Origin of the sequence: Marinobacter sp. (genome assembly GCF_041687235.1) — a bacterium.
GTDB lineage: Bacteria > Pseudomonadota > Gammaproteobacteria > Pseudomonadales > Oleiphilaceae > Marinobacter.
Genome location: NZ_JAWLCH010000013.1, coordinates 77,661 through 101,700, shown reverse-complemented (window position 1 = coordinate 101,700; position 24,040 = coordinate 77,661). Strand labels below are relative to the sequence as shown.

General features: G+C 58.7%; 20 protein-coding genes, 1 other RNA gene and 1 pseudogene. 14 read left to right on the top strand and 8 right to left on the bottom strand.

Translation table 11 applies throughout. The annotated features are described in order from the left end of the window. The 3 genes and pseudogenes from ACESMK_RS16050 to ACESMK_RS16040 form a co-directional block, all read left to right on the top strand. Nucleotides 1–861, top strand: a pseudogene (locus tag ACESMK_RS16050) (hypothetical protein); the annotation flags it as partial. Between the two features lie 72 nt (nt 862–933). After that, nucleotides 934–2,604: an acetolactate synthase large subunit gene (locus tag ACESMK_RS16045; protein WP_373000966.1), complete on the top strand. Its 1,671-nt coding sequence runs from the start codon at nt 934–936 to the stop codon at nt 2,602–2,604. A gap of 46 nt (nt 2,605–2,650) precedes the next feature. Continuing rightward, nucleotides 2,651–3,514 (top strand): hypothetical protein, encoded by an 864-nt coding sequence (locus tag ACESMK_RS16040; protein ID WP_373000964.1) that lies wholly within the window; start codon nt 2,651–2,653, stop codon nt 3,512–3,514. Here ACESMK_RS16040 and ACESMK_RS16035 read toward each other — a convergent pair. The 5 genes from ACESMK_RS16035 to smpB form a co-directional block, all read right to left on the bottom strand. Continuing rightward, nucleotides 3,511–4,398, bottom strand: coding sequence for a chemotaxis protein (locus ACESMK_RS16035; RefSeq protein WP_373000962.1), 888 nt, complete (start codon nt 4,396–4,398; stop codon nt 3,511–3,513). The genes ACESMK_RS16040 and ACESMK_RS16035 overlap by 4 nt on opposite strands. A gap of 189 nt (nt 4,399–4,587) precedes the next feature. Further along, complete coding sequence (locus ACESMK_RS16030; RefSeq protein WP_373000960.1) at nt 4,588–5,184, bottom strand: exopolysaccharide biosynthesis protein; 597 nt, start codon at nt 5,182–5,184, stop codon at nt 4,588–4,590. A gap of 142 nt (nt 5,185–5,326) precedes the next feature. After that, nucleotides 5,327–5,691, bottom strand: a transfer-messenger RNA (tmRNA) gene (ssrA, locus tag ACESMK_RS16025). 90 nt (nt 5,692–5,781) lie between these two features. After that, a complete protein-coding gene (locus ACESMK_RS16020) occupies nt 5,782–7,200 on the bottom strand; it encodes a WS/DGAT/MGAT family O-acyltransferase (RefSeq protein ID WP_373000959.1) in 1,419 nt (472 codons plus the stop codon). Nucleotides 7,201–7,339: 139 nt separating this feature from the next. After that, on the bottom strand, nt 7,340–7,819 hold the full coding sequence (gene smpB / locus ACESMK_RS16015; protein ID WP_064229984.1) for an SsrA-binding protein SmpB: 480 nt from the start codon (nt 7,817–7,819) through the stop codon (nt 7,340–7,342). A gap of 200 nt (nt 7,820–8,019) precedes the next feature. On the opposite strand from smpB, the gene ACESMK_RS16010 reads away from it, so the two are divergent. From ACESMK_RS16010 to ACESMK_RS16000, 3 genes are all read left to right on the top strand, one after another. Further along, a complete protein-coding gene (locus tag ACESMK_RS16010; RefSeq protein ID WP_373000957.1) occupies nt 8,020–9,645 on the top strand; it encodes a sodium-dependent transporter in 1,626 nt (541 codons plus the stop codon). Nucleotides 9,646–9,717: 72 nt separating this feature from the next. Beyond that, nucleotides 9,718–10,164, top strand: a complete 447-nt coding sequence (locus tag ACESMK_RS16005; RefSeq protein WP_373000955.1) for a type II toxin-antitoxin system RatA family toxin — start codon at nt 9,718–9,720, stop codon at nt 10,162–10,164. After that, the gene (locus ACESMK_RS16000) at nt 10,161–10,442 is read left to right on the top strand and encodes an RnfH family protein (protein ID WP_373000953.1); all 282 of its coding nucleotides are present in this window, start codon (nt 10,161–10,163) and stop codon (nt 10,440–10,442) included. Before ACESMK_RS16005 ends, ACESMK_RS16000 begins: the two co-directional genes overlap by 4 nt. 2 nt (nt 10,443–10,444) lie before the next feature. Here the strand turns inward: ACESMK_RS16000 and ACESMK_RS15995 are convergent, their stop codons facing one another. Beyond that, nucleotides 10,445–10,771 (bottom strand): outer membrane protein assembly factor BamE, encoded by a 327-nt coding sequence (locus tag ACESMK_RS15995; RefSeq protein WP_373000951.1) that lies wholly within the window; start codon nt 10,769–10,771, stop codon nt 10,445–10,447. Nucleotides 10,772–10,893: 122 nt separating this feature from the next. On the opposite strand from ACESMK_RS15995, the gene fur reads away from it, so the two are divergent. Then, the gene (gene fur, locus ACESMK_RS15990) at nt 10,894–11,304 is read left to right on the top strand and encodes a ferric iron uptake transcriptional regulator (RefSeq protein WP_104321777.1); all 411 of its coding nucleotides are present in this window, start codon (nt 10,894–10,896) and stop codon (nt 11,302–11,304) included. Between the two features lie 98 nt (nt 11,305–11,402). Here fur and recN read toward each other — a convergent pair whose 3' ends face one another. Beyond that, the gene (recN, locus tag ACESMK_RS15985; protein ID WP_373000949.1) at nt 11,403–13,082 is read right to left on the bottom strand and encodes a DNA repair protein RecN; all 1,680 of its coding nucleotides are present in this window, start codon (nt 13,080–13,082) and stop codon (nt 11,403–11,405) included. 255 nt (nt 13,083–13,337) lie between these two features. Here recN and grpE point away from each other — a divergent pair, with 255 nt between their 5' ends. The 7 genes from grpE to greA all read left to right on the top strand — a co-directional run bounded on the left by grpE (nt 13,338) and on the right by greA (nt 23,323). Next, nucleotides 13,338–13,937, top strand: a complete 600-nt coding sequence (grpE, locus tag ACESMK_RS15980; protein ID WP_373000947.1) for a nucleotide exchange factor GrpE — start codon at nt 13,338–13,340, stop codon at nt 13,935–13,937. 90 nt (nt 13,938–14,027) lie between these two features. Then, nucleotides 14,028–15,953, top strand: coding sequence for a molecular chaperone DnaK (gene dnaK, locus ACESMK_RS15975; protein ID WP_373000945.1), 1,926 nt, complete (start codon nt 14,028–14,030; stop codon nt 15,951–15,953). Nucleotides 15,954–16,033: 80 nt separating this feature from the next. After that, a complete protein-coding gene (dnaJ, locus tag ACESMK_RS15970) occupies nt 16,034–17,158 on the top strand; it encodes a molecular chaperone DnaJ (RefSeq protein WP_373000943.1) in 1,125 nt (374 codons plus the stop codon). Between the two features lie 25 nt (nt 17,159–17,183). After that, entirely contained in the window at nt 17,184–17,984 is an 801-nt protein-coding gene (gene dapB, locus ACESMK_RS15965) for a 4-hydroxy-tetrahydrodipicolinate reductase (RefSeq protein WP_373000941.1), read from the top strand. Between the two features lie 425 nt (nt 17,985–18,409). Beyond that, complete coding sequence (gene carA, locus ACESMK_RS15960) at nt 18,410–19,540, top strand: glutamine-hydrolyzing carbamoyl-phosphate synthase small subunit (protein ID WP_373000939.1); 1,131 nt, start codon at nt 18,410–18,412, stop codon at nt 19,538–19,540. Nucleotides 19,541–19,620: 80 nt separating this feature from the next. Beyond that, entirely contained in the window at nt 19,621–22,839 is a 3,219-nt protein-coding gene (gene carB, locus ACESMK_RS15955) for a carbamoyl-phosphate synthase large subunit (protein ID WP_373000937.1), read from the top strand. Nucleotides 22,840–22,843: 4 nt separating this feature from the next. Next, nucleotides 22,844–23,323: a transcription elongation factor GreA gene (greA, locus tag ACESMK_RS15950; protein WP_373000935.1), complete on the top strand. Its 480-nt coding sequence runs from the start codon at nt 22,844–22,846 to the stop codon at nt 23,321–23,323. A 75-nt stretch (nt 23,324–23,398) separates the two neighbouring features. On the opposite strand, the gene yhbY is transcribed toward greA, so the two are convergent. After that, a complete protein-coding gene (yhbY, locus tag ACESMK_RS15945; RefSeq protein WP_373000933.1) occupies nt 23,399–23,710 on the bottom strand; it encodes a ribosome assembly RNA-binding protein YhbY in 312 nt (103 codons plus the stop codon). Nucleotides 23,711–24,040: the final 330 nt, after the last annotated feature.

Here is a 24,040-nt window from a genome sequence, read left to right as displayed (position 1 = left end):
GTGCTGAATATGCTGGGGCAGCCTCTGGGTGTGGGGCAGGGCAATAACCCCACGTGCCAGTCTGCCCGTGCCCTGTCCATGTGGGCCTACAACGATCCGGACTACCTGTTGCAGATGGTTGCCTGGGCCGCCCGGGACAACGAAATCGTCATGCATTTTGAGGGGCAGCCGGTGTCGTCCGCCAGGAGTGTCGGCGGTGTCGCTTCCGAGGTGACCTTGGATCTTGATCCGGTTTCTCTGGTCGTGGTGCCACACCTCGATCGGATTTATGTCGAGATGGGCCGATTGTGCGTCGGGCGTGAGGGCGACCCCCACAAATGGGTGAACCCGGAATTCCATGGCTGGTCTGCTGGCCGCGGATTTGCCATCAATGTGGATGTGACCACCGGCAAGCTGGATGACCTGGAAGGCTTCATCCGGCATTTCTACGCCAGCTATCACCCTTACTACAACGGCAATCAGCCGCTGATCCACCCGCAACCCGCGGGTATTGCAGTCACCGACAGTGCGGCCCGGTTCATCGGCTGGCACGCCATTACCATTCTCAGGGTGGCGCTGGACCCGGATGGTGAAATGCGGGTGTACTTCTTCAACCCCAACAATGACAGTGGCCAGAACTGGGGCGATGGGGTCAAGGTGAGCACCTCCGGCTACGGCGAGCGGTTTGGTGAGTCGTCCCTGCCTTTCGAGCAGTTTACATCGCGGCTGTACATCTTCCATTACGATCCTCTGGAGCGGGGAGAGCCGGCAGAAGTGAACGATGACGAGTTGCGGCACGTAACAGAAGGGGTGTATCGCAGTTGGGGTCAGGATCGCGTGCCCGCGGAGGCCCTCCAGGCGGAACCGCCCAGGATCGATTGAGCACCGACCGACACAGCCGATTGATCCCGGAACCCGCCGATAACCCGGAATCCACAGATCAAGAGGAAGGCCATGGCCAACGAATACACCCCGGCCCGTAACGGGGCAGAGCTGTTTATCCGGGCGCTGGAAAACGAAGGCGTTAAATACATTTTCGCGGTACCCGGCGAGGAAAACCTCGCGTTCCTCGAGGCCCTGAGGACCTCCAGCATCCAGCTGGTGCTCAATCGTCATGAACAGGCTGCCGGGTTTATGGCCGCCACCTATGGCCGCCTGACCGGGCGGGTGGGGGTTTGCCTGTCGACATTGGGTCCGGGGGCCACCAATCTCGTGACTGCCGCCGCCTATGCCCAGTTGGGCGGAATGCCCATGATGATGATCTCCGGCCAGAAGCCCATCAAGTCCTCCAAGCAGGGCCTGTTCCAGATTCTGGATGTGGTGGACCTGATGCGTCCGCTCACCAAGTACACCCGGCAAATCAGCAATGCGAACACCATCCCCGCCAAGGTCCGGGAAGCGTTTCGTCTGGCCTCTGAAGAGCGGCCGGGGGCGGTGCACCTGGAGTTGCCAGAGGATATTGCCGACGAGGTGCCGGAATCCGACACCCATATCTTCAAACCCAGTGATGCCCGCCGGCCTTCGGCCAGCCAGAAAAGCCTGGATATGGCCTGTGACATGCTCCGTGAAGCCCGGCATCCGCTGATCATGATTGGCGCCGGTGCCAACCGGAAACGGGTGTCACAGGCGTTGCTTCATTTGGTGAACGTTACCGGCATCCCGTTTTTTACCACCCAGATGGGCAAAGGCGTGGTGGATGAACGGCATCCCCGTTACCTGGGTAACGCCGCCCTGTCATCCGGGGATTTCGTCCATTGCGCCATTGACCGGGCGGATCTGGTAATCAACGTGGGCCACGATGTGGTGGAAAAACCGCCATTTTTCATGACCCCCGGCGGCAAAAAAGTCATTCACGTGAACTTCAGTGGCGCCGATGTGGACCCGGTGTATTTCCCCCAGCACGAGGTGGTTGGCGATATCGCCAACAGCGTGGAATACATGGCCGAGAACTGTGGCCAGTGTGCCAACCACGATTTCACTCGCCTGATGGAAGTGAAGGAGGCGGTGGACGCTCACCTGCAGGAGCGGGCCGAGGATGATCGCTTTCCGGTGATACCCCAGCGTATTGTTCACGATGTGCGGCAGGTGATGCCGGAAGACGGCATCATTGCGCTGGATAACGGCATGTACAAACTCTGGTTTGCCCGAAATTACCCGGCCTACGACAACAACACCGTGCTCCTCGACAACGCTCTGGCCTCCATGGGGGCAGGCCTGCCCAGTGGGATGATGGCCTCCATGCTGTATCCGGATCTGAAGGTGATGGCGGTCTGCGGTGACGGTGGTTTCATGATGAACAGCCAGGAACTGGAAACCGCGGTGCGCCTGAACCTGAATCTGGTGGTGCTGATCATTAACGACAGCGCCTACGGCATGATCAAATGGAAGCAGGGGCAGGAGGGCTACACGGACTTTGGTCTGGATTACCGAAACCCGGATTTTGTGACCTATGCAGAGTCCTATGGCGCCCAGGGGCACCGGGTAACCCGCACCGAAGACCTGCGGCCAATCCTGGAAAACGCCCTGGCTGAAGGTGGTGTTCACCTTGTGGAGGTGCCGGTGGATTACAGTGAAAACCGACGGGTGTTTGATGAGGAACTGGCGGAACTGACCTGCAGGCTGTAAGGGGTGTATCATGCTTTCCGGACATTGAACCGGAGGTAGCACAGTAATGATCCGTTCCAGTATGCGTGGCCTGGTTGCCGCCCTCGTATTCGCCGTTCTGGCTGGTTGCAGCAACCCCGAGACGCCCCAGGAAGTGGCGGCCGCCTTCTGGCAGGCCATGGCCGAGAATGATGCCGGCGACGTAATGGAGTACTCCACTCTGGAGGACACTGCCGCCTTCGACGGTTACAAGCGCAGCTGGACCGATGCCGTTCCCTCGTTCGGCCGGGTCATCATTGAGGATCGGGAAGCCACGATTGTTACCCGTCTGCCTGCCGAGGCGGGCAGCGAGGGTGAGCGGCTGGAACTGGTCACCTACCTCGTGCGTTTCCAGGAGCAATGGCTGGTGGACTACGACCGCACCGGAGAGGCCATTCTAAATCCATCTCCGTTCACCAGCATCATGGGTGAGCTCAACTCGCTTGGCGAGAAACTCAGCGCCCGTTTTTCGTCATCGTCGAACGAGCTTGAGCAACAAATGGAGCAACTGGCCCGGGACCTGGAGATTTACTCTGAAGCGCTGGGCCGTCAGGCCGAAGGCGCTATGGACGAGTTCGGTCAGAAGCTGCAGGAGGCCATGCGGGAGCTTGAACGATCGGTGGAAGAGGCCCTCAAAGACAACGAGCCGACTCCCGAGGAAGACCGGGTGATCCTGGAGCAGGCTGCCCGGGATCTCGACCGCCAGGCCGATGAGCTGAGCGAGCCCACCATGGAATCCCTGGCCAACGCCAGCCGCACCGTGGCGGACACCGGCAAGCGCTTCACCCGTCTGAGCGATGACACCCTGGATCATTACCGCGAAGAGTGGGAGCAGAAACTGGCCGAGATGCGCGCCGACGCCGACGAATTCATCGAACAGCTGAGGCCTTAACGGGCCTGTTCGGCGCCCCTGAGCATCGCCTGAAGCAGCTCCTCGGCATCAAACTTGGTCAGCGCTTCGTTCGCACCAACCTGATTGGCATAGCTCAGGCTCATCTCGCTGTTCAGTGATGTATGCAGGATGATATAGGGCTGCTTCAGTGCCGAATTGTCCCGGACATTGAACGCCAGTTCGTAACCATCCAGCCCCGGCATCTCGATATCGCTGACCAGGATATCCGTGGGCCGGCCCAGTTCGTGGTCCCGTAGCAGGATCTGCAGGGCATCATCGCCGTTGGAGGTCACCTGGTAGGGGATGTCCTTGCTGTCCAGCACATCCGAGAGCTGCTTCCGGGCCACCTGGGAGTCGTCCACCATGAGAATGTTCAGTGACTTGAGCGTCTCACTCTGGACATCCGTGAGAACCACATCTTGTGTGTCCAGTGATTCCGGGTAGACCTTCGCCAGCAGCAATTCCACGTCCAGCAACTGAATGATATCGCCTTCTACATCCAGCAGGCCGGTGATAAACGCCTTGTTGCCCAGGGCCTTGGGAGGCGGCATGACCGACTTCCAGTCGGTTTCAATGATCTGCTGAACGCTGCGTACCAGGAAACCGATCTCCTGGCGCTGGATATCCGTGACAATGATCGAGGCTTTTTCCTGCTCTTCCCGGGTCAGCGGCGGATAGCCCACCGCGGCCGCCATATCGATTACCGGAACGGCGGAACCGCGAAAGGTGGCGGTGCCGATCACCGCGTGATGGCTGTGGGGCAGTTTGGTCAGCCGCATGAAAGGCAGTATCTCCCGGATCTTCAGGGTTCCGATGCCGAACAGGCGCTCGCCGGAAAGCCGGAACAGCAAAAGTTTCTGGGTCTGCTTCGCTTTGCTGGACATAAAACCGGGTCCTTTCAAAGGCAAAAGCCCCTGCAGCAGGAGCTTTTTCAGGAAGTTGGTTCATCAGGCTGTTTGCCGGGCATTGTTCAGCCCGCAAGCCAAGGGTATGTAGCAATAGTAGCAGCTTTACGGTGAATCGGGATTCAGAAGGATTGTTTCAATTGGTGACAGAATGGTTCCGCGCGGGCCTCACCAGGGAAGATTATCCAATACGAACCAGGTGGTTCCCACGGTCGCCAGGATTGCCACCAGGGCAAGCAGGCCGTCACGGGCCACAATGGCCAGCCCGAACGCCATCAGAGCAATGCCGGCGCCGTTGGCGCTGAACGGAATCACCTCCATCAGGGGCATGGCGGCGGCGACTGCCATACAAAGGGTGGCGATAACGTACTGCCCCGGCCCGCGAACCAGCCAGAGTAGCCGTTGCCTCGTCCAGCGATCGAGAAAACGGGCGGGCTTGGCCATCCAGTCCAGGCCTTTGGCAAGCTTTTCTCTCTCAATGTTCCGGCGCGCCAGCTTGGAAGGGATCCAGATCGAGTGTCGCTGGCACACGAGTTGCCCGAGGGTGAGTAATACCATCAGGCCAAGCAGCGTCGGCACTCCCGGAATATCACCGATCAGCGGTGCAACGGTAATCACGCCGGCGATCAGAACCACTGGCCCGAAAGAGCGCTCGCCAACGGTGTTCAAAACGTCGCCCACAGACACCTGAGCCTGCCCATCGGTTCCCGACCGAAGGCGGTCCAAAAGCTCTGTAAGGCTGACTGGGTCGTCTGGCTGGTTCATGAGTTGTCGTTTCTTGGTTCGATTGATGCTATTTAGAAAACAGTACCTTGATTAGACAACGAGTGCATGAAAGCAGGGTGACGGGAAATTTACTTGGTGCAGAACGAGAAAAGCCCCTGAAATCAGGGGCTTTTCTCTTGGTTGGTGGAGACGGCGGGAATTGAACCCGCGTCCGCCAGTACTCAGCCTTGAGGTCTACATGTTTAGCGTCTCTCTATTGATTTAAGTTCAAGCGACCCGAGAGCCAGGGTGCAAGAACCGAGTTCTTTAAATCTTAGCCGTTAACCAGTGAACTCTGGGTAACGGAGCATCCCGTAAGCGATGACGTCCTGAGATGTTGCTTCCGGGCTACGGGCGACCCGGTCAGGACGACTAGCAGCTTACGCTGCTAGTGCGTAGTTTTCGTCGTTTGCGACTATTGCGTTGCAGCTTTGGATTAACGAGATTGGCTGCCATCTCGACATGCACTCAAGGGTTCGCCACCAGCGTCGAAGCCATGTCGTCCCCTTACCTACAGTATATGTGTCCGGTTTGCCGGACTTCAAGGTTTGTTTGTTGCAGTTTTGTGCTTGCAGGGCTGTAGATGTACCTACAGCCCTAACTGGCCTTGCGTTCAATAGCGTTGTGTCTGCCGGCCAGAGCCGCGTGGCTCAGGGCCTGGAAGCTTTCCCGGAAATAGTTCATCACCGCATCCGGATCGGCGTGAATGGCCTTGTCCACGGTAATGCCGAACTGCACGGTACCTGCGTAGCTGAGAATGCTCATGCCGATGCCGATGGTGCCGCTCTGGGGCACCCAGAACATGGGCTGGGTCAGCTTGCTGCCCGCCAGGTACAGGGGCTCTTTCGGGCCGGGCACGTTGGTCAGCACGGCGGAGGCTTTGTTACTGAGCAAGTCTAACGCCCGTCGTTCAATAACATCGGGGCCCCGGCCGAAAATATCAAGCAGGCTGTAGGTAACCTGGGCCTGGTAGGAGCGCTTCAGGCGGTTCATGTTCTCCTGCACCTGCCGGAAGCACATCAGTGGGTCTCTCACTTCCACCGGCAAGGTGACCAGCACCAGGCCGAACTTGTTGCCCAGGGTCTCTATGGGCTGATCCAGTGGTCTCAGGTTGAACGGTACAGCCACACGGATTCCGCACTCGGGAATCGTCTCCTTATGGGCCGCAAAATGCCGCTGTAAGGCTCCGGTGACCGTGCAGAGCAGGGCGTCGTTGATGGTGCCGCCCAGGGCTTTGGCGCAGGCTTTGACTTCCTCCAGGTCCAGTGGATCGGCCCAGGCCACCTGTTTGCGCCCGGAAAGTGGTTGCTTTAGCCCGGTTTTAGGCTCCATGGGCGCCAGCCCGAGTTTGAGAAGGTCCAGGGCCACACCGCTGGCGGTGGTTGCCAGTTTCAGCGGGTAATTGGGCTCTTCCCGCACGGACTGGATGAACAGCCGGGCCTGATTGGTGGCCATTTGGGCGCTGTCTACCGCCCGATGCAGGAAGCCTTGCAGTGCCGATCTCTGGCGGGGTTTTGAGCGTCTTTTTTTCGCCACTTTGCCCAATCGGGGCTCCGGCGTTTTATCGGTCAGCGACAGCATTACCCGCACCAGCGAAATGCCATCCGCAATGCAATGGTGAATGCGGATCAGCAACGCACCGCCATCGCCGTAGTTGTCGATGTAGTGCATTTGCCAGAGCGGTTGCCGGAAATCCAGTGAGGTGCTGTTCATGTCACTGACCAGCTTCTGGAGCTCCGCCTTGTCGGCTTTGCCTGGCAGGGCGATGCGGTGCAGGTGATTGTCCAGGTCGAACAGGGGATCGTCCTGCCAGTAGGCGCGGTCTCCGGTGTCGATGACCCGCTGACGGAACCGGTTGAAGCACAGGAATCGCTCCTCAAGCGTGTGCCTGAGGCGGCTCATTGAAACCGGGCGTTCCAGCGTCCATACGCCGCAGATCATCATGGGGTTCTGAGGGGTGTCCATGCGTAACCACGCGCGGTCAACGGCGGACATGGGTATCTGTTTGGGTGACATAAGCGCTCCATTTGCCATGCACCGGGATTCCCGAGTATAGGCCTGTTGGAAATCTCAACAAAGAGAGTGAGTATGCGACATACCCGTCACCGCCGGCTATGACCGGCGTCAGGTATTTGTTAATCCATGGGGTGCGTAATCAGACGTTGGCTTCGCGCAGGATGCGCTGCTTCTGGCGGTTCCAGTCACGCTCTTTCTCGGTGGCGCGCTTGTCGAACAGCTTCTTGCCTTTCACCAGGGCGATTTCGCACTTTACCTTGTTGTTTTTCCAGTAAAGCGCCAGCGGAATGCAGGTGTAGCCAGCCTGGTTCACCTTGCCGACGATCTTGGCGATTTCCTTGGCGTGAAGCAGGAGCTTGCGGGTGCGGGTTGGGTCTGCAATCACGTGGGTGGATGCCGCGATCAGCGGGGTAATGTGAGAGCCGAGCAACCAGGCTTCGCCGTCTTTGAGCAGAACATAGGCGTCTACCAGCTGAGCCTTGCCCGCACGCAGGGATTTGACTTCCCAGCCCAGCAGCGCGAGGCCCGCCTCGAAGCGTTCCTCAATGTGATACTCGTGCTTCGCCTTCTTGTTAAGCGCAATGGTATTGCTTGGCGTTCCGGGTTTTTTCTTGCTCATGAATCAATGAATCCGGGGTCGGACGAATGAACGGGCCGGCCTTGGTGTAGCCGGAAAAAGGCGCATTGTAGCCCAACAGTGCCGGACCGGTCACGAATTCAGCGTTGCGGCTGCCTCTGGTTCGTGCGCGGCGGGATCCTTCAGCTACAATACTGGCCCAGACCTTCTCCCAGACCTGCTCAGTGGCCTCAGGGACGCGAATGCCTACGCCGTATCAAACACATATCGGGTCCTTTACCCGAAAATCAACCTTCTTCTGGGCTGCGGTGGGCGCTACCGTTGGTCTTGCCAATCTGTGGCAATTTCCCTACCTGGCCAGTCTCCACGGTGGTGGGCTGTTCATCCTGCTGTATCTCGCTTGCCTGTTGCTGGTCACGCTGCCTCTGATGGTGACCGAAGCGGCGGTGGGCCGCTATGCCCGCCACGGAATTGTGCTGGCCATGGATGGGCTGATCCGGAGTGCCAGGCAGTCCCGGGCCTGGATGGCGGTTGGCCGGCTCAGCATCCTGGCAGCCTTTCTGGTGCTCTCGTTCACAGCGGTATTCGGAGCCATTGCCCTGGCCTATGTGTTTTACGGGGCGCTGGGGCGCTTCACCGGTGCCGGAGACGCAGAGGCGACCGCTATTCTCGCTGACCTGGTGTCAGACCCCCGGGAATACCGGGTGTTTATGGGATGGCATGTATTCTTCCTGTTATTGGTGCTGTGGGTTTCGGCACAGGGGGTTGTGAAGGGATTGGAGCGGGCCCTTCGGGTGGTGGTGCCGGGCGCCCTGGTGCTGATGCTTGTGCTGTTTACCCTGGCGGCCTGGCATGGGCGGATCGACGGCGCGATCAATCACATTCTGGCGATGCATCCGGAGGATCTTTCCTGGGAGAGTCTGAAAACGGCCCTGTTCCATGCTTTCTTCACCCTTGGTCTCGGGATGGGTGTCTGGGCGATACTGGGGTCCTACACCACACCACACACCCGCCTGAAGCGCTCGATTCTGGCGGTTGTGCTGATGGATACCCTGGTGGCCATCCTCGCTGGCCTGATGATTTTTGCAATTGCGACAGACGGCCACAGTTTTGACGGTGAGCGGGGTTTCAGCCTGTTGTTTGTTTCCATGCCGGTCACCCTGGCCCAGTTGCCGGCAAGCCAGTTAGTGATTGCAGCGGTATTCCTGTTGGTGGTGCTGATTGTCTGGACCACATCGCTGAATCTGCTTGAGCCAATTGTTGGCTGGTTCCGGGAGTGGACCGGCGCGCCCAGAAGCCTGTCGGTGCTGCTGATCGGCCTGGCGGTATGGTTGGCGGGTCTGGCGTCCTTGTTGTCATTCAATGTCTGGGCCGAGGAACGTGTTGGCGGCGCTACCCTGTTCCGCTGGTTGGAGCTGATCACCGGTGGCTTGCTGATCCCGCTGGTGGCTATTCTGATTGCGTTGTTCACCGGCTGGTGCCTGACCAGACACCTTTCCGGTACCATGCTGGGCGCCACGCCGAGGCTGTTTGGCAGGATCTGGTTCTGGGTGATGCGACTGGTGCTTCCTGTGGTCGTGGCCTGGATCGGGGTCCAGTACACGGCGCTCTCGCTGGCCAACCTGTGCAGCAATGGCAATGCTGCTGTCTGGTGTGAGCAGCCAGCCGCAGTGCTGTCCGGGGGTGGCGAGACACAGACGGAGGACCGGCCGACACCGGCGGCCCCTGGGGAGTCCGATGCGGATATTCAGGGGGCTGATGAAACGGCGCCCGCTGCGGACAGGCCACCGCCGGCCGAAAAGGGTGATGGTGGTAACTCGGGCGAAAAAGCCCCAAAACAGGAAGATATCCTTTATCATAGCGTGTGATTAAGGCTGTCTTCCTTTCCAGAAGTCTGCAATCTTTTCACAGCGTGTTTGCAAGCAGGACAACCGGTTCCAATGCCCCATCAGATCGATAAAACAGCTTTGGTTATGCACTCCGCCGAGCGCATGTTTCACCTGGTTAACGACATTGCCCGTTACCCGGAGTTTCTGCCCTGGTGCGCCGGAGCGGAGATCCACGAGCGCCAGCCGGAGCAGGTCACTGCGTCACTGGAAATAGCCAAGGGCGGGGTGCGGCACAAGCTGACCACCCGGAATCAGTTACTGATGCCCGAGGCGATCGAAATGAGCCTGGTGGATGGTCCGTTCCGCAACCTGACTGGCCGGTGGCATTTCAAATCCCTGGACGATAACGCCTGCAAGGTGATTCTCACTCTGGAGTTCGAGTTTTCCGGATCGCTCTCGAGGATGACCTTCGGGCCGGTGTTCAGCCAGGCGGCCAATACCATGGTGGACGCATTCTGCCGTCGTGCCGACGAGCTGTACCGGAAGGAGGGCGCATGATTCAGGTGGAAGTGGCCTATGCCCGACCAGACCGGCAGGAAATTGTGCCGGTCAGCGTGCCGGAGGGAACCACGGCCCTTGAGGCGGCCAGGCTTTCCGGGATCACTGACATTTTCCCGGAAATCGATCCGGACGCCATCGATATGGGCGTGTTCGGCAAGGTGATCAAGGACCCGGCGGCACATGAACTCAGGGATGGCGATCGGGTGGAGCTGTATCGCCCGCTCAAGATCGATCCCAAGCAGGCGCGACTCAACCGGGCGAAAAAGAAAGGCTGAGTTCAGTAGGCCGGGGTTTCTTCGAGCAGCTGGGCTTCATAGTAGGCGTACTGATCGTCCTCGTAATAAACGATGATTCTCTGTTCCTGTATGTCGCCGCCCTCTCTCTGGAAGGTATACAGGTAGTATTCCCGGGAGGGGTCAACCGGGTTGAGCATGAGGGGCGTTCCCATAACGGCGTGTACCTGGCTGCGAGGCATGCCTTCGGTCAGTTTGGTCAGCTCCTCATCAGTGACGATGTTTCCCTGCTGGACGTTTATTTTGTAGACGCCCGGGAAAACGCAACCGGATAGAACGAAAGTGAGAATGAGAGCTGTGAGCTTTTGCATCGCCGGGGGAAATCCTCTATCTTGAAATCGCCTGCCAGAGGCAGGTGTGACACGGGTTAACCGTTCAATGGCGGCTTCATCATACCGGAAGCCGTGAGGCACACCAAAGAGTGAATAGTAACATGTCATCCGAAAACGCCGAATTACGAAAAGTCGGTCTGAAAGTGACTCTTCCGCGAGTGAAAATCTTCAACATTCTGGAGACGGCGGAGGAGCATCATCTCAGTGCCGAAGATGTTTACAAAAAGCTTCTGGAGCAAGGCGATGACGTGGGGCTGGCAACAGTCTACCGTGTGCTGACGCAGTTTGAGGCGGCAGGGCTGGTTCTGCGTCACAACTTTGAAGGCGGCCATGCCGTGTTCGAGATGGCGGGCGACGATCACCACGACCACATGGTCTGCACCCAGACGGGTGAGGTCATTGAGTTTGTCGACGAGGTGATTGAAGAGCGCCAGAAGAAAATTGCCGAAGAACACGGTTACGAAATCGTTGACCACAGCCTGATTCTTTACGTAAAACCCATCAAATCCTGAGGCTGGTTCTGACAGGCTGACGAAAAAAAGGGGCGGGTGTTCAGCCCGCCCCAACAGCTCTCAGGATCGAGAGGGGGTAGTGGATGTGTGTTCGCGGGTCAGTGATGGGTTGCCTGCCCCTTTGAAAACATTTCCCTGGCGTGAGCGATCGTATGTTCGGTCATGTCCACACCGCCCAGCATTCTCGCCACTTCACTGATTCTGCCCTGATCGTCCAGCGTCTCGATTTTCGAGAAGGTTGCATCCTGCTCGGTAAATTTGCTGACAAACAGGTGTTGATGGCACTGGGCTGCCACCTGCGGCAGGTGAGTGACACAAAGTACCTGACCATTGCCCCCCAGTGTGCGCAGCAGCCGGCCAACTACCTCGGCCGTGCCACCGCCAATGCCCACGTCAACTTCGTCGAAGACGAGTGTGGGCGTGGTCGAGGTCTGGGCAACCACCACCTGAATGGCAAGACTGATCCGGGACAGCTCGCCGCCGGAGGCGACTTTGGCCAGTGGCCGGGCTGGCTGGCCGGGGTTTGCACTGACCAGAAATTCAATGTCTTCCAGTCCGTGGGGCGCCGGTTCCTCGCCGTTGTTGCGGTTAAGGTGGGTAATGAACTGCATATTAGGCATGCTTAGCTGGGCCAGCTCGGCTGCGACCCGCTGATCGAGCTCAGCGGCCGCCCTGGCGCGGGCCTCCGACAGCTTTTCAGCCAGTTCATCGAAATGTCCGCGCTGGTTTTCCAGATCTGTTTCCAGCTGTTCCAAGCTTCCTTCGCCGCCGTCGAGTTCGGCCAGTTCGGCGCTCAGGCGCTGATGCAGCTCGGGTAATTCCTCAGGTGTGATCCGGTGCTTGCGGGCCATCTGATAAATGGCGCTGAGCCGCTCTTCCACTTCCGCCAGGCGAGCCGGATCGGCCTCATAGTCTTCAACAAAGTGGCGCAGGTTGTCGCCGGCCTCGCTGATCTGAATCTGGGCTTCATTCAGCATCTGGATGGTATCGGCCAGTGCCGGCACATCCACGGGCAGCTGTTCCAGCTGTTGCAGCGCCTGACGGACCAGATCGGCCGCGCTGGTTTCATCCTCGGTGCACAGCAGAGCTGCCTGGTGGCTGTTATGGAGAACCGTGTCGGCCTGGCTCAATTGGGCCTGCTCTTTTTCCAGGTGCTCCTGTTCGCCGTCTTCCAGTGCCAGGCGGTCCAGTTCTTCCACCTGGTAACGCAACAGTTGCAGCTTGGCCTCTGCTTCGTCGGCATTTTGCTGACGCTCGGTCAGCCGTTGGCGGATCTGGTTCCAGGTTTTCCAGGCTTCCCGGGTATCGGCGGCCAGGGTTTCGACGCCGGCAAACTCGTCTACCAGCTTACGGTGGGTTTCCCTGCGCAACAGGGACTGGTGTTGGTGCTGGCTGTGAATGTCCATCAAGACGCCGCCAAGCTCCTTCAGATGATTTAGCGGGCAGGGCTGGCCATTGATGTAGGCCCGGGAGCGACCATCCTTGCTGATGACCCGGCGCAGAATGCAGTCGTTTTCATCATCCAGCTCGTGTTGGGTCAGCCATTCGCTGGCCTCGGGGATGGCGGATACGTCAAAGGTGGCCGTAATGTCTGCCCGCTTGGCGCCATGGCGAACCGCTCCGGCATCGGCGCGACCACCCATGGCCAGCCCCAGGGCATCCAGCACAATGGATTTTCCGGCGCCGGTCTCGCCGGTCAGTGCGGTCATGCCTTTGCTGAACTGGAGTTCTACCCGTTCGGCGATGGCGTAATTGGAAACCGTAAGTTGAGTCAGCATGCAGATAACCTCCGCGTCGTTCTGAAACCGGCAATACACTGTGAATGCATACAGTGACTGTGAATATATACAGGGTTTTTCCTGTTTGCAAACCCGCTGGCGCGAATTTCTTCAGGATTGCAGGCATTGATGGTTGAAACCTGAAGAGCGGGCCCCATATCGGTTCGCAACGACATTTTTCCGGCCCGTGGAGGCTGGAGCCCATGATTAACCGGCCACTGAGAGCGGGCCGCTTCAGACCAAGCAGGAGTAGCCATGAGCACTGACGAGAACCGCAACGAGCAAGAGGAACTGAACGAAGCCCTCGAGGCTGCCAAAGAGGAAGCCCGGGCCACCGAAGATGGTGCCTCAGAAGGTGAGACCTCCGAGGTGGAAGCGCTCAAGGCTCAGGTTCAGGAATTTCAGGAGCAGATGCTGCGCTCCCAGGCGGAGATGCAGAATGTCCGTCGCAGGGCCGAGATTGACGTTGAGAAGGCGCACAAATTTGCCCTGGAAAAGTTCGTTAAAGAGCTGCTTCCCGTTGCCGACAGCCTGGAGAAGGCGGTCGAGAGCACCGAGGGCCATGAAGGTTCAGGCGAGCTGGTTGCTTCCATCCGTGAAGGCGTGGAAATGACCCTGAGCCTGTTCATGTCCAGCCTGAAAAAGTTCAATGTTGAGCAGATCAACCCGGTAGGCGAGCCGTTCGATCCCCAGCAGCACGAAGCCATGTCCATGGTGCCGGCCCCGGATGCGGAGCCAAACAGTGTGGTTGCCGTGGTGCAGAAAGGGTATCTGCTGAATGGCCGCGTGGTGCGGCCGGCCATGGTGGTAGTTGCCAAGGCAGAAGATGCACCAAAAATTGATGAGCAGGCTTGAAAAGCCGATTAAAGCGCCAATATAGCCAGTAACTAGCGACAACGGAGGCGGCCCCTCCGGGAAAGCATTCAGAAGAATTGGAGTGACTCAATGAGCAAGATTATCGGTATCGACCTGGGAACGACCAACTCCTGTGTGGCCATTATGGATGGCGACAAGGTGAAAGTTATCGAGAACGCCGAGGGTGATCGTACCACCCCGTCCATCATCGCCTACACCGACGATGGTGAGACCCTGGTTGGCCAGTCAGCCAAGCGCCAGGCGGTTACCAACCCGAACAACACCCTATACGCCATCAAGCGTCTGATCGGTCGTCGGTTTGAAGACGACGTTGTTCAGAAAGACATCAAGATGGTGCCTTACAAAATTACCAAGGCCGATAACGGTGATGCCTGGGTTGAAGTGAAAGGCCAGAAGATGGCGCCGCCGCAGGTGTCTGCAGAAGTTCTGAAGAAAATGAAGAAAACTGCAGAAGACTACCTGGGTGAGAAAGTGACCGAAGCGGTTATCACCGTTCCGGCCTACTTCAACGACAGTCAGCGTCAGGCCACTAAAGACGCAGGCAAGATTGCCGGTCTGGAAGTGAAGCGTATCATTAACGAGCCGACCGCGGCTGCCCTGGCTTACGGCCTGGACAAGAAGAGCGGCGACCGCACCGTGGCAGTATACGACCTGGGCGGTGGTACCTTTGACCTGTCCATCATCGAGATTGCTGATGTAGACGGTGAGCACCAGTTCGAGGTTCTGGCCACCAACGGTGATACCTTCCTGGGTGGTGAAGATTTCGACCTGAAAATCATCGAATACCTGGCCGATCAGTTCAAGAAAGACAGCGGCATTGATCTGCGCGGCGATTCCCTGGCCATGCAGCGCCTGAAAGAAGCTGGCGAGAAAGCGAAGATCGAGCTTTCCAGCAGCCAGCAGACCGACGTCAACCTGCCGTACATCACTGCAGACGCGTCTGGTCCCAAGCACATGAATGTGAAGCTGACCCGCGCCAAGCTGGAATCCCTGGTGGAAGATCTGGTTCAGCGCAGCCTCGAGCCCTGTAAAGTGGCTCTGGAAGACGCGGGCATGAAGGCCGGCGAAATCGACGAGGTTATCCTGGTCGGCGGCCAGACCCGTATGCCGCTGGTGCAGGAAAAAGTTAAAGAGTTCTTCGGCAAAGAAGCCCGTAAGGACGTTAACCCGGACGAAGCCGTGGCCATGGGCGCTGCTATTCAGGCGGCCGTTCTGTCTGGCGATGTGAAAGACGTTCTGCTGCTGGACGTAACCCCGCTGACCCTGGGTATCGAAACCATGGGTGGCGTGGCAACGCCACTGATCGAGAAGAACACCACGATCCCGACCAAGAAGTCGCAGACTTTCTCCACTGCGGATGACAACCAGACTGCCGTGACCATTCACGTGGTTCAGGGTGAGCGTAAGCAGGCGAACCAGAACAAGTCTCTGGGCCGTTTCGACCTGGCAGACATTCCGCCGGCGCCGCGCGGTGTTCCGCAGATCGAAGTCACCTTCGATATCGACGCCAACGGTATCCTGAACGTGTCCGCGAAGGACAAGGCGACCGGCAAGGAGCAGTCCATCGTGATCAAGGCTTCTTCAGGCCTGAACGATGATGAGATCGAGAAGATGGTGCGTGACGCCGAGGCCAACGCCGAGGAAGATCGCAAGTTCGAAGAGCTGGTTCAGGTCCGTAACCAGGGTGACGCAATGGTTCACGCCGTTCGCAAGACCCTGAAGGATGCCGGTGACAAGGTCACCGACAGCGAGAAAGAGTCCATCGAGGCTTCCATCAAAGAGCTGGAAGAAGCTCTGGAAGGTTCCGATAAGGACGACATCGAAGCCAAGACTCAGAAGCTCACGGAAGTCTCTTCCGAACTGGCTCAGAAGATGTATGCAGATCAGGCCGAGCAGGCACAGCAGGCTGGTGGGCAGGAAGACGCCCAGGGCCAGAAGGCTGATGACGCTGTGGACGCCGAGTTTGAAGAAGTCAAAGACGACGACAAGCGATAAATCTGAAGTACATCAGGCAGTTGGAAAAACGCGGGGGATACCCCCGCGTTTTCCGCGTTTAAAAACAGGGTTTTAAAAGCATGGCCAAGCGCGATTATTACGAAATTCTCGGGATTTCCCGGGACGCGGACGAGAAGGAAATCAAGCGAGCCTACCGAAAGCTCGCCATGAAGTACCACCCCGACCGTAACCCGGACGACACCGAAGCCGAGAACAAGTTCAAAGAGGCCAGCGAAGCCTACGAAATACTGGCAGACCAGTCTAAACGAGCCGCTTATGACCAGTTCGGTCACGCCGGCGTTGATGGCCAGGCCGGTGGCGGATTCGGAGGCGGCGGTGCCAGCTTCTCCGATATCTTCGGTGATGTCTTCGGTGACATCTTTGGGGGCGGCGGTCGTGGCCGCAATACCCGTGGTGCCGACCTGCGCTACACCCTGGAACTGGATCTGGAAGAGGCCGTTAAAGGCAAGACCGTCCAGATCAAGATCCCGGGCCATCGCGAATGTGAGGTATGTGACGGCAGCGGCGCTGAGAAAGGCTCCCGCCCGGAAACCTGCGGTACCTGTAAGGGTATGGGGCAGGTGCGTATGCAACAGGGCTTCTTTACCGTTCAACAGGCATGCCCTACCTGCCGGGGATCAGGTCAGATCATCAAGAACCCGTGTAAGGCCTGTCATGGCCAGGGCCGGGTTCAGGAAGAGAAAACGCTGTCGGTCAAAGTTCCGCCCGGCGTGGACACTGGAGACCGCATCCGGCTCTCCGGCGAAGGCGAAATGGGCATCGATGGTGGGCCGCCCGGCGACCTCTACGTGCAGATCGCCGTGCGTGAGCATTCGATCTTCACCCGAGACGGTCGCAACCTCTATTGCGAAGTGCCCATCAGCATTGTCGATGCCTCACTTGGTGGAGAGCTCGAGGTGCCGACACTGGATGGCCGCGTGAAGCTGAAGATTCCACCGGAAACCCAGACCGGGAAACTGTTCCGCCTGCGTAACAAGGGTGTTAGCCCGGTCCGTGGTGGCCCCGCCGGTGACTTGCTTTGCCGCGTGATCGTGGAGACACCGGTGAATCTCACCAAGCGTCAGAAAGAACTGCTGGAAGAATTCCAGAAGACTCTGGATGCCAGCAATGGCACAGAGCATGGCCCGAAGAAGACCTCCTGGTTTGAAGGTGTGAAAAGCTTCTTTGACGAAATGAAATTCTGATCGGCCCGAAAAAAGGAACGCGAGCATGAGGGTAGCAATCATCGGCGCCGCCGGGCGCATGGGAAAAGTCCTGATCGAAGCCGTTGACGGCACTGAGGGTCTTGAGCTGGGCGCAGCCGTCGTCGAACCGGGCAGCAGCCTGATCGGCGCCGATGCTGGCGAGATGACCGGTATCGGTAGAACCGGCATAAAAATGGCCGGCAGCCTGGCCGATGTGAAGGACGATTTCGATGTTCTCATCGATTTCACCTTCCCGGACCTGACTCTCGAAAATGCCGAGTTCTGCAAGGCTAACAGCAAGATGCTCGTGATCGGCACCACCGGCATGTCCGACGCTGAAAAGCAGCAGTTGGCCCTGGCCGCCGAATCCACGCCGGTAGTGTTCGCGCCCAACATGAGCGTGGGAGTCAACGTTGTCCTCAACCTGCTGCGCACCGCCGCCGCAACCCTGGGTGATGACTACGACGTCGAAATCATCGAAGCCCATCACCGCCACAAGAAAGACGCGCCCTCCGGCACCGCCCTGCGCATGGGCGAAGTCGTGGCCGATGCCCTGGGCCGCGACCTGAAAGAGTGTGCCGTCTATGGCCGTGAAGGCTTCACCGGCGAGCGTACCCGCAAGGAAATCGGGTTTGAAACCATTCGTGCCGGTGATGTGGTGGGTGATCACACTGTGTTGTTCGCCACGGAGGGTGAGCGCATCGAAGTGACCCATAAGGCCAGTAGCAGAATGACCTTTGCCAAGGGTGCGATGCGAGCCGCATTGTGGCTGCAAGATAAGTCTGCAGGGCTTTATGATATGCAGGATGTGCTGGCACTGAAGTGAAGTTTGTTTGTCGGATTACGAGGCTGGCGCCTCTAATCCGACCTACCTGTTTGATCCGGCTGCATTCGTGGTTTGAAGGGCGGCCAAACTCGGAGGCAGAGGGGCGGGTGCCCCTTACGGGAATGTCTGCGGCCACGGATGGCCGCAGTCAAGCGCACATGGATGTGCTCGTAGCGTTTCCCGGAAGGGGTACCCGCCCCTCTGCCGGAGTCTCGCCAACCTCCCAACAGCGCACATTGGTCGTGGACACAAAGCGCCATATTTTTTACAATAAGGCGGTTTGACTGCACCAAGCGTACCTTTGCACAAAGTTTCTGAAAAAGCGGGACCGAGTTAAGACTCCGTCTCGCTTTTTTGCAACCTGAATTTGCGCTTGCGTTCCTGTTCGTGACGAACCGATACGCCACTCGATGAGGATACAAGCCTTGAGCACACCAGCAATCCTTGCACTCGCAGACGGAAGCCTGTTCTACGGCAGCGCCATTGGTGCTGACGGAGAGACCAGCGGTGAAGTGGTGTTCAACACCGCCATGACCGGCTACCAGGAAATCCTGACAGATCCGTCCTACTCCCGCCAGATCGTTACCCTGACTTATCCGCACATCGGCAACACCGGTGTGAACGAAGAAGACATCGAGTCAGACCGCATCCAGGCCGCCGGCCTGATTATCCGCGATCTGCCTCTGATGGCCAGCAGCTGGCGCAGCAAGGGAACCCTGGACGACTACCTGCGAAGCAACAACATTGTTGGGATCGCCGACATTGATACCCGCCGTCTGACCCGCATCCTCCGGGACAAAGGCTCCCAGAACGGCGCCATCGTGGCGGGCCAAAACGCCACCGCCGAGCGGGCGCTGGAACTGGCCAAGGCGTTCCCTGGTCTCAAAGGCATGGATCTGGCCAAAGAGGTTACCTCCGACAAGATCTGGTCCTGGAGCGAAACCGAGTGGACCCTGGGCGAGGGTTACGGGGAGCGTGAGGAATCCCGGTTCAAGGTGGTTGCCTGGGATTACGGCGTGAAACTGAACATTCTGCGCATGCTTGCATCCCGCGGTTGCGACATCACCGTGGTGCCGGCCCAGACCCCGGCCTCGGAAGTACTGGCGATGAATCCGGATGGTGTGTTCCTGTCCAACGGCCCGGGCGATCCTGAGCCCTGCGATTACGCCATTACCGCCATCAAGGAAGTACTGGAAACCGACATTCCGGTCTTTGGTATCTGCCTGGGGCACCAGTTATTGGCCCTTGCCAGCGGAGCCAAAACCATGAAGATGGGCCACGGCCACCACGGTGCCAACCATCCGGTGCAGGATATCGCCAGGGGTACAGTGATGATCACCAGCCAGAACCACGGGTTTGCCGTGGATGAGGCAACGCTGCCGGCCAATGTTGAGGCCACCCACAAGTCGCTGTTTGACGGCACCTTGCAGGGTATCCGCCGGACCGACAAGCCGGCCTACAGCTTCCAGGGTCACCCGGAAGCCAGCCCCGGTCCCCATGACGTGGCCCCGCTGTTTGACGAGTTTATCCGCCTGATGGAGGTGCGATCGGCCTGAGGCTGATTGCCACGGAAGACTCACGGGCGCCGCGTGTTGCGCTGCCAGAATTCAAAAGTTGCTGACAGGTTTACCAAGACATGCCAAAACGTACCGACATTCAAAGCATCCTGATCCTGGGCGCCGGCCCCATCGTGATCGGGCAGGCGTGCGAGTTTGATTACTCCGGAGCCCAGGCCTGCAAGGCCCTGCGCGAAGAGGGTTACCGGGTTATCCTGGTTAACTCCAACCCGGCAACCATCATGACCGACCCGGTGATGGCCGATGCCACCTACATTGAGCCGATCACCTGGAAGACTGTTGAAAAGATCATCGAGAAAGAAAAGCCGGATGCCCTGCTCCCCACCATGGGTGGCCAGACCGCGCTGAACTGCGCCCTGGACCTGGAGCGCCACGGCATCCTGGAAAAGCACGGCGTGGAAATGATCGGCGCCAATGCCGACACCATTGATAAAGCCGAAGACCGGGACCGCTTTGACAAGGCCATGAAGAAGATCGGCCTGGAATGTCCCCGGGCCACCATCGCCCACTCCATGGAAGAAGCCTGGAAAGTGGCCGATGACATCGGCTTTCCGTGCATCATCCGTCCGTCTTTCACTATGGGCGGCTCCGGTGGCGGTATTGCCTACAACCGCGACGAATTCGAGGAAATCTGTACCCGTGGTCTGGACCTGTCCCCGACCAACGAGCTGCTGATCGATGAATCCCTGATCGGCTGGAAAGAGTACGAGATGGAAGTTGTCCGCGACAAGAACGACAACTGCATCATCGTGTGTGCCATCGAGAACTTTGACGCCATGGGCGTGCACACCGGTGACTCCATCACCGTGGCCCCGGCCCAGACCCTCACCGACAAGGAATACCAGATCATGCGGAACGCCTCCCTGGCGGTCCTGCGTGAGATCGGTGTGGAAACCGGCGGCTCCAACGTCCAGTTCGGGATTAATCCGGACACCGGGCGCATGGTGGTAATCGAGATGAACCCGCGGGTGTCCCGCTCCTCGGCGCTGGCCTCCAAGGCCACCGGCTTCCCGATCGCCAAGGTCGCCGCCAAGCTGGCGGTGGGTTACACCCTGGATGAGCTGCGCAACGAAATCACCGGTGGCGTGACCCCGGCCTCATTCGAGCCGTCCATCGACTACGTGGTCACCAAGATTCCCCGGTTCACCTTCGAGAAATTCCCCCAGGCCGATGCCCGCCTGACCACCCAGATGAAATCCGTGGGTGAGGTCATGGCCATTGGCCGGACCTTCCAGGAATCCCTCCAGAAAGCCCTGCGCGGCCTCGAGGTGGGCTCCGAAGGTTTTGATGAGAAGCTTGAGGATCTGGACTCTGAGAATTCCCGGGAAACCCTGACCCGCGAACTCAACGTGCCTGGCGCGGAGCGTGTCTGGTACATCGGTGATGCTTTCCGCGCCGGCATGAGCGTGGACGACGTGTTCGCCCACACCAAGGTGGATCCCTGGTATCTGGTGCAGATCGAAGACCTCATCAGGGAAGAGGAAGCCCTGCGAAGCGCCGGAAAGGCCGACATCGACCAGGCCACCCTGTTCCGCCTCAAGCGCAAGGGTTTTTCCGATGCTCGCCTGGCCAAGCTCCTGGGCATCTCCGAGGTGAGTCTGCGCAAGCTGCGTCATGATCTGGGAATCCGCCCGGTCTACAAGCGTGTGGACACCTGCGCCGCCGAATTTGCCTCCGACACTGCTTACATGTACTCCACCTATGAGGAAGAGTGCGAAGCGGATGCCAGTGACCGCGAGAAGATCGTGGTGATTGGTGGCGGCCCCAACCGGATCGGCCAGGGCATCGAATTTGATTACTGCTGTGTGCACGCGGCCCTGGCTATGCGTGAAGACGGCTACGAGACCATCATGATCAACTGCAACCCGGAGACCGTGTCCACCGACTACGATACCTCCGACCGGTTGTACTTTGAGCCCATCACCCTGGAAGACGTGCTGGAAATCATTCACGTTGAAAAGCCTAAGGGTGTGATCGTCCAGTACGGCGGCCAGACCCCGCTGAAACTGGCCCGCGGCCTGGAAGCGGCTGGAGTGCCCATCATCGGCACCAGCCCGGACGCCATCGACCGCGCCGAGGACCGGGAGCGGTTCCAGCAGATGATCACCCGTCTGGGCCTGAAGCAGCCGGAAAACGCCACCGTGCGCAGCCACGAGGAAGGCATCCTGGCGGCCCGGGAAATCGGTTACCCGCTGGTGGTTCGCCCGTCCTACGTGCTGGGCGGCCGGGCCATGGAAATCGTCTACGACGAGGAAGAACTGGTTCGCTACATGCGCAACGCGGTGCTGGTCTCCAACGACAGCCCGGTACTGCTCGACCACTTCCTGAATGCCGCCATCGAAGTGGATATCGACGCCATCTCCGACGGTACCGATGTGGTGATTGGCGGCATCATGCAGCACATTGAGCAGGCCGGCGTGCACTCCGGTGATTCCGCCTGTTCGCTGCCCCCGTATACCTTGTCCCAGCAGATCCAGGACGAGATGCGTGATGCCGTCAGGAAGATGGCCATCGAGCTGGACGTGGTGGGCCTGATGAACGTGCAACTGGCCTGGCAGGATGGCGAGATCTATGTGATCGAGGTGAACCCGCGGGCCTCCCGGACCGTGCCGTTCGTATCCAAGGCCATCGGTGTCTCCCTGGCCAAGGTGGCGGCTCGGGTAATGGCTGGCAAGACTCTGAAAGAGCTTGAGTTTACCCAGGAAATCATCCCGCGCTACTACGCCGTGAAGGAGTCCGTGTTCCCGTTCAACAAGTTCCCGGCGGTGGATCCGATCCTCGGGCCGGAAATGAAGTCCACCGGCGAGGTCATGGGGCTGGGCGACAGCTTTGATGAGGCCTTTGCCAAGGCCGCGCTGGCTGTCGGAGAGCGCCTGCCGGCCAAAGGCACGGCATTCATGTCGGTGCGGGATGTCGACAAGCCCGGCGCGGCGAAGGTTGCCCGTGATCTGGTTGAGGCCGGATTCAAGCTTGTGGCCACAACCGGCACTGCCAAGGCCCTGAAAGAGGCCGGAATCGAGGTTGATCGGGTGAACAAGGTCCGCGAAGGGCGTCCGCATATTGTGGATGCCATCAAGAATGGCCAGGTTCAATTGATCATCAATACCACTGAAGGTCGCAAGGCGATTTCCGACTCGGCTCAGATCCGCCAGTCGGCGTTGCAGACCAAGGTAACCTATACAACGACACTGGCGGGTGGCGAAGCCTTCTGCCGGGCCATCAAGTTCGGCCCGGAGCGCACTGTACGCCGCCTCCAGGATCTTCACGCAGGAAAGTGAGACTATGGCTGACAGAGTACCGATGACAAAGGCGGGTGAGGCCCGCCTCCGCGAGGAGCTTCAGAAGCTGAAGTCCGAAGATCGTCCCCGGGTTATTGCGGCAATTGCCGACGCCCGGGAGCACGGTGATCTGAAGGAGAACGCCGAGTACCATGCTGCGCGCGAGCAGCAGAGCTTTATTGAAGGCCGGATCCAGGAAATCGAAGGCAAGCTTTCCGCCGCACAGGTGATCGACGTCACCACCATGGAGAATACCGGCAAGGTGATCTTCGGTACCACGGTGCATCTGCTGAACATGGACACCGATGAGCAGGTGACCTACAAGATCGTTGGCGAAGATGAAGCGGATATCAAGGCAGGCAAGCTGTCGATCTCCTCGCCCATTGCCAGGGCGCTGGTCGGCAAGAGCGAAGGCGATGTGGTCGCGATTCGCGTGCCCTCCGGTACCGTGGAATATGAGATTGAACAGGTCGAATACGTCTGATCCGATCTGCAGGTAACAAAAAGCCGGCTCGGGTTACCCCAGCCGGCTTTTTTGTTTCTGTTCCCGGGCGTCGGGTCAGTGCTTGTGGCGCAGCAGGTTGGAGAGCTTGGGGTTGGGCTTTTTGGCGCGGCGAAGAATCACCGCGATCTTGCCGATGGTCTGGACCAGTTCGGCGCCGGAAGATTCGCAAAGGGCTGTAATGGCTTCCTGTCTGGCTTCGCGGTCTTGGTTCGCCACCTTGATCTTGATGAGTTCGTGATCGTTCAGGGCGCGTTCCAGCTCTTCCTGAAGTCCCTCGGACAGGCCTTTGTCGCCAACAATGATGACAGGCTTGAGGTTGTGGGCAATGGCCCGGTATTCCCGGCGCTGTTCCGGTGAAAGACTCATGATGTAATCTCTTAATCGGTGCAATTAACAAAAGGTCAGCGGCGTAATTGCTGCCTCGAACGTATAATCGGGGAATTGTAACAGATCGTCCTCCGGTAAAAATGGCTGTTAACACGTATCGTTCTGGTTACAGGTCTTCTGAAGGAACAAACCCGTGGGCAGCGGGTCTAAGTGGTTGGTAAAGGTGGGTGTCGTAGAGCGTTGCTGTTGTAATTTCAGATATGGCGCCCAATATGAAGGTTAGGGCCGCTTTTCATCGGAAATTGTGTGTGCCTCGTGTGGCCGATACGGATGGGCCGTTTCTGGTGGACGGGCGTACAATTGGTGTAA

What these genes read in the sequence shown, in the direction of transcription:
- dnaJ (WP_373000943.1), top strand. Translation starts at nt 16,034, where the DNA reads ATGGCCAAGCGCGATTATTACGAAATTCTCGGGATTTCCCGGGACGCG.
- ACESMK_RS16010 (WP_373000957.1), top strand. Translation starts at nt 8,020, where the DNA reads ATGCCTACGCCGTATCAAACACATATCGGGTCCTTTACCCGAAAATCA.
- ACESMK_RS16035 (WP_373000962.1), bottom strand. Translation starts at nt 4,398, where the DNA reads ATGTCCAGCAAAGCGAAGCAGACCCAGAAACTTTTGCTGTTCCGGCTT.
- ACESMK_RS16000 (WP_373000953.1), top strand. Translation starts at nt 10,161, where the DNA reads ATGATTCAGGTGGAAGTGGCCTATGCCCGACCAGACCGGCAGGAAATT.
- carB (WP_373000937.1), top strand. Translation starts at nt 19,621, where the DNA reads ATGCCAAAACGTACCGACATTCAAAGCATCCTGATCCTGGGCGCCGGC.
- ACESMK_RS15995 (WP_373000951.1), bottom strand. Translation starts at nt 10,771, where the DNA reads ATGCAAAAGCTCACAGCTCTCATTCTCACTTTCGTTCTATCCGGTTGC.
- smpB (WP_064229984.1), bottom strand. Translation starts at nt 7,819, where the DNA reads ATGAGCAAGAAAAAACCCGGAACGCCAAGCAATACCATTGCGCTTAAC.
- dnaK (WP_373000945.1), top strand. Translation starts at nt 14,028, where the DNA reads ATGAGCAAGATTATCGGTATCGACCTGGGAACGACCAACTCCTGTGTG.
- greA (WP_373000935.1), top strand. Translation starts at nt 22,844, where the DNA reads ATGGCTGACAGAGTACCGATGACAAAGGCGGGTGAGGCCCGCCTCCGC.
- fur (WP_104321777.1), top strand. Translation starts at nt 10,894, where the DNA reads ATGTCATCCGAAAACGCCGAATTACGAAAAGTCGGTCTGAAAGTGACT.
- yhbY (WP_373000933.1), bottom strand. Translation starts at nt 23,710, where the DNA reads ATGAGTCTTTCACCGGAACAGCGCCGGGAATACCGGGCCATTGCCCAC.
- ACESMK_RS16020 (WP_373000959.1), bottom strand. Translation starts at nt 7,200, where the DNA reads ATGTCACCCAAACAGATACCCATGTCCGCCGTTGACCGCGCGTGGTTA.
- grpE (WP_373000947.1), top strand. Translation starts at nt 13,338, where the DNA reads ATGAGCACTGACGAGAACCGCAACGAGCAAGAGGAACTGAACGAAGCC.
- recN (WP_373000949.1), bottom strand. Translation starts at nt 13,082, where the DNA reads ATGCTGACTCAACTTACGGTTTCCAATTACGCCATCGCCGAACGGGTA.
- ACESMK_RS16030 (WP_373000960.1), bottom strand. Translation starts at nt 5,184, where the DNA reads ATGAACCAGCCAGACGACCCAGTCAGCCTTACAGAGCTTTTGGACCGC.
- ACESMK_RS16040 (WP_373000964.1), top strand. Translation starts at nt 2,651, where the DNA reads ATGATCCGTTCCAGTATGCGTGGCCTGGTTGCCGCCCTCGTATTCGCC.
- ACESMK_RS16045 (WP_373000966.1), top strand. Translation starts at nt 934, where the DNA reads ATGGCCAACGAATACACCCCGGCCCGTAACGGGGCAGAGCTGTTTATC.
- ACESMK_RS16005 (WP_373000955.1), top strand. Translation starts at nt 9,718, where the DNA reads ATGCCCCATCAGATCGATAAAACAGCTTTGGTTATGCACTCCGCCGAG.
- dapB (WP_373000941.1), top strand. Translation starts at nt 17,184, where the DNA reads ATGAGGGTAGCAATCATCGGCGCCGCCGGGCGCATGGGAAAAGTCCTG.